Source organism: Microcystis sp. M53603_WE2 (assembly GCF_030065435.1).
Genome location: NZ_JASJFF010000251.1, coordinates 1 through 1,219 on the forward strand (window position 1 = coordinate 1; position 1,219 = coordinate 1,219).

Consider the following 1,219-nt stretch of genomic DNA (forward strand, 5'->3'; position numbering starts at 1 on the left):
AACTTTCGGAATTTTTGGGTTAGAAGTATGTTATCTTGGCATCTTGTATGTTGATTTAGCATAAAGGGTAACGAAGAGCCTATATATTTTTACATTCCCCAAGATGTTTTGACGAAAAAGCTTCATAGAAACTACTATTGAGAACATTTTCAATAATTGATTTTTTCTGAGAAAAAAATTACAATTCTTCACCTTGAGAAAAATCAATCATTGTAGCTATAGTCCCTACTAGCAATGGGTTTTAAGCAAAATATCAGTAAAAATTATCAATTGAATGTTAAGAAGTGCGGAAAGTGGGATAAATTTTCTTTTACCTGTTAGCTGCGGTGAAAAAATGGGAATACTAAGGGATGTAGTGGGTTGTACAGTCTTTACTGGCTCTATTCCATGTCATCAGCAAACGAGAAACTTCAGACCAAGCTGCCTTCCTTTGCCCAAAAGTTAGTGCAATCGGGTTATGTCACTATCCCGCAACTACAAAAGGCAATGATCGAGAAGCAGAAAAGTCATCTGCCTCTACGGGCAATTTTACCCCTGATCACCGGCCGTCCTTTACCCAAAGAGGCACTGGCATACTACCGACTCGAACAACTGTCAAAATTAAAAGCCAAGTATGGGGTAGAATATCTTGACCCTGAAAGTGAGACGATCGACTGGAGAGAAATCGAGAATCTGTTTCGCACAGTCCTTCCCTTTGAAATTTGCCGTCGTTATAAGATCCTGCCCCTACAAAAACAGCAATCCGCTGCCAATGTCCTTCACCTAGCCATGGTGGATCCCGCTAATCAGGAAATTCTCGATGATTTACGTCGTATCCTCCGGGATCAAGAATTGCAGTTTGAACGTCGTGTCATCGATCGGGCAGATTACCAGAAATTGGTCGAAATCTATCGTTATCGCCAAGAAAAAGCCCTATCTTGCCGTTTTCTTCCCCAAGAACAAGAGCTAGAGACCATAGTTGACATAACCGGCCTTTTTGAAGATGGCCAATCTCTCCCCCATCTCAACTGCAAATTAGCCGACGAGGATCTCGGGCTGATTCAAGAGGCGAATCAAGGGACGATCGTCAGTGTCGTTAATAAGACCTCTTGCATAAATCCGAAAACAAACGATAGAAACAATAATGGGAGGGACTTTCAGTTAATTATTTATTAGTAGTTGATAATCTTCAAAAATGTTGCTGTACAAGGATCGACTTAAGACTTTTGCAAGAGGTCTA

General features: G+C 40.7%; 1 protein-coding gene. It reads left to right on the forward strand.

All coding sequences use genetic code 11. The annotated features are described in order from the left end of the window. The first annotated feature begins 387 nt into the window (after positions 1-387). Entirely contained in the window at positions 388-1,155 is a 768-nt protein-coding gene (locus tag PX481_RS05435; protein WP_002759581.1) for a GspE/PulE/PilB domain-containing protein, read from the forward strand. The last annotated feature ends 64 nt before the right edge of the window (positions 1,156-1,219 follow it).